General features: G+C 71.2%; 5 protein-coding genes. 4 read left to right on the forward strand and 1 reads right to left on the reverse strand.

Features of this window, described 5'->3' with window-relative positions; genetic code table 11:
- Together bioD and Q2100_RS30515 are read left to right on the forward strand one after the other, a co-directional pair.
- On the forward strand, positions 1-684 hold a 684-nt coding region (gene bioD / locus Q2100_RS30510; protein ID WP_302917022.1), incomplete at its 5' end, for a dethiobiotin synthase.
- Complete coding sequence (locus Q2100_RS30515) at positions 684-1,205, forward strand: 2'-5' RNA ligase family protein (RefSeq protein ID WP_302917023.1); 522 nt, start codon at positions 684-686, stop codon at positions 1,203-1,205. The genes bioD and Q2100_RS30515, both read left to right, overlap by 1 nt.
- A gap of 113 nt (positions 1,206-1,318) precedes the next feature.
- Here Q2100_RS30515 and Q2100_RS30520 read toward each other — a convergent pair whose 3' ends face one another.
- Positions 1,319-1,912, reverse strand: a complete 594-nt coding sequence (locus tag Q2100_RS30520; RefSeq protein WP_302917024.1) for a TetR family transcriptional regulator — start codon at positions 1,910-1,912, stop codon at positions 1,319-1,321.
- A gap of 47 nt (positions 1,913-1,959) precedes the next feature.
- Here Q2100_RS30520 and bioB point away from each other — a divergent pair, with 47 nt between their 5' ends.
- Positions 1,960-2,955 carry a biotin synthase BioB gene (bioB, locus tag Q2100_RS30525; RefSeq protein ID WP_264015656.1) on the forward strand — a complete coding sequence of 332 codons (996 nt, stop codon included), beginning with the start codon at positions 1,960-1,962 and terminating at the stop codon, positions 2,953-2,955.
- An 11-nt stretch (positions 2,956-2,966) separates the two neighbouring features.
- Positions 2,967-3,182: biotin synthase auxiliary protein BsaP (gene bsaP / locus Q2100_RS30530; protein ID WP_302917025.1), on the forward strand; the 216-nt coding region annotated here is incomplete at its 3' end.

Below are 3,182 nucleotides of genomic sequence, written 5' to 3' on the forward strand. Positions count from 1 at the left end.
ACCGTCTGCCTCGTCACCGGCACCGACACCGGCGTCGGCAAGACGGTCGCGACGGCGGCGCTGGCGTGCGCGGCAAGGCTGGCCGGCGTCGACGTCGCGGTGTGCAAGCCCGTACAGACCGGCGCCTGGTCCGACGACGGTGACGGCGACGACGATCTCGCCGAGGTGCGACGCCTCTCGGGGGTGACGGCCCTGCACGGGTCGTGGCGTTATCCCGAACCGCTGGCTCCGGTGGCCGCGGCCCGCCGCGCCGGCCTGCCGCTGCCCACGCTGGGCGATCTGGTCGAATCTGTGCGCACCGTGGACGCTCCCGGCCGGCTGACACTGGTGGAGGGGGCGGGCGGGCTGCTCGTGCACGTCGGCGCCGACGGCGCGACGCTGCGCGACCTCGCGGTGGCGCTGTCCGCGCCGGTGCTCGTGGTGGTGAAGGCCGGCCTCGGCACCCTGAACCACACTGCGCTGACGCTGGAAGCGCTTGCCCGCGATGACGTTCCGTGCGCCGGCGTGGTGATCGGCGCGTGGCCCGCACAGCCGGGTGTGGCCGAGACGGACAACAGGGAGTCGCTGTCCGGACTGGCGCCGGTGCGGGCGGTCCTGCCTGCGGGCGCGGGAACCATGAGCGCGGCGGAGTTCGAGGCGATGAGCGCTGCGGCGTTCGACCCCGGCTGGATCGCGAGCCTCTAGTGGTGCACAGCGTGGAGCTGATCTTCGACGACGACACCGATGCCGCGATCCGGCAGGTGTGGGACGAGCTGATGGCGGCGGGCGTGCGGAGCCAGGCGGGGCACAGGTCGCCGAGCAACCGTCCGCACGTGACGCTGACGGTGGCCGAAGGGATGGACTCCGCGGTCGACACGGCGTTGCGTCCCGTGCTGGCGCGGCTTCCGCTGGAGTGCACGATCGGCGCGCCCATGCTGTTCGGCGGCCGCGCCTTCACCCTGGTGCGGCTGCTCGTTCCCTCGGCGGACCTGTTGGCGCTGCACGACGAGGTCCATCGATTGTGCCTGCCGCACATGCCGAACGGCGTTCTGCCGCATGCTGATCCGGGGCACTGGACGCCGCACGTGACGCTTGCGCGGCGCGTCCCGGCTGACCAGCTGCCCGCGGCGTTCGCCGTGGCGTCGGTGACGCGCGACGTGCGGGGCCACGCCGTCGGGCTGCGGCACTGGGACGGCGACGAGAAGATCGAGTACCCGATCAGCTGACGGTCGCCGACTGCGCGCCGAGTTCTACATCAGGGTCGCGAACGCGCCTGGGCCGCAACCCATGTGCAGAACTCGCGGCAGGTGACTGACAGCGCGCACGTCGTCGACGGTGATCACGCCCGCGTCCCGTGCACCCATTCGTGTTCGGCGACTCCGATTCCGTTGACCAGCAGTTCGACGCCGAAGCGGAACCGGGCGGTGGCGTCGTCGCCCAGCGCCGACTGACCCTCGGGAAGCTCCGCGCCTGCGGCGTCCCACTGCAACCGGGACTGCTCGTCGGCGGTGAAGCCGAGCACGTAGTAGACCACCGTGCGGGCCGCCAGATCCGTGTGCGCGGGGTCGACCCCGGCATCGGCGGCGGCCGCGCCGAGGTGTCCGACGATCCGGGTCATCGCCTCGGACTGGCCTGCGGCGAAACTCGCCGAGACCAGCTCGGCGCCGTCGGTGTGGGACAGCAGCGCGTCGCGCAGCGTCCCGCTGAGACCGGCGATGCGGTCACGCCAGCCGCCGGGCACCTCGCCGACCGGTTCGAGGATGCGGTCGGCCACCGCGCCCAGGAGCTGCTGCTTGTTGGCGAAGTGCCAGTACAGCGCGCCCGGCGTGACGTTGAGTTCACGGGCGAGCCGGCGCATCGTCAGGTCGCTGATGCCGTACTCGTCGAGGATGGTGGTCGCCGCGTCGACCACGTCGCGTTTGTGCAGCTGCACACCACTACCCTAACCTGAACACCGTTCAAGACGTGAAGGAGTAACGGGTGAGCGACATACTGGCAGTGGCACGCGAGCAGGTGCTCGAACGCGGCGAGGGTCTCACGCAGGACCAGACGCTGCAGGTGCTGCAGCTGGGCGACGACCGCCTCGACGACCTCCTGGCGCTCGCGCACGACGTGCGGATGAAGTGGTGCGGACCCGACGTCGAGGTCGAGGGCATCATCAGCCTCAAGACGGGCGGCTGCCCCGAGGACTGCCACTTCTGTTCGCAGTCCGGGCTGTTCGCCTCCCCGGTCCGCAGCGCCTGGCTGGACATCCCGAGCCTGGTCGAGGCCGCCAAGCAGACCGCCAAGACCGGCGCGACGGAGTTCTGCATCGTGGCGGCGGTGCGCGGCCCGGACGAGCGGCTGCTGGCGCAGGTCGCCGCGGGCATCGAAGCCATCCGCAACGAGGTCGACATCCAGATCGCGTGCTCGCTGGGCATGCTGACCGAGGAGCAGGTCGAGAAGCTGGCGGCGATGGGCGTGCACCGCTACAACCACAACCTGGAGACCGCGCGGTCGTTCTTCACCAACGTCGTCACCACCCACTCGTGGGAGGAGCGCTGGGACACGCTGCGGATGGTCCGCGAGGCCGGCATGGAGGTGTGCTGCGGCGGCATCCTCGGCATGGGGGAGTCGCTGGAGCAGCGTGCGGAGTTCGCCGCCAACCTCGCCGAGCTGGACCCGCACGAGGTGCCGCTGAATTTCCTCAACCCGCGTCCCGGCACGCCGTTCGGCGATCTGGACGTGCTGCCCGCGTCGGAGGCCCTCAAGGCGGTCGCGGCGTTCCGGCTGGCGCTGCCGCGGACCATGCTGCGCTTCGCGGGCGGGCGCGAGATCACGCTCGGCGACCTGGGCGCCAAGCAGGGCATCCTCGGCGGCATCAACGCCGTCATCGTCGGCAACTACCTGACCACGCTGGGCCGGCCTGCCGAATCGGACCTCGCGCTGCTCGAGGATCTTCAGATGCCGATCAAGGCGCTCAACGCGACCCTGTAGAACCGTAGGTGATGAGCCACGAACTGCCGGCGCCGGTGAGCGCCGGTGTCTACAACGTCTACACCGGCGGGCCCGCGGGCAGCGTCGTGCCGACGGCCGCGCAGCTGGGGCTCGAGCCGCCGCGGTTCTGTGCCGGCTGCGGGCGCCGGATGATCGTGCAGGTGCGGCCGGACGGGTGGTGGGCGAAGTGCTCGCGGCACGGCCTGGTCGACTCTCACGACCTGGAG

The sequence above is a fragment of the Mycolicibacterium arseniciresistens genome (genome assembly GCF_030519285.1).
Classification (GTDB): domain Bacteria; phylum Actinomycetota; class Actinomycetes; order Mycobacteriales; family Mycobacteriaceae; genus Mycobacterium; species Mycobacterium arseniciresistens.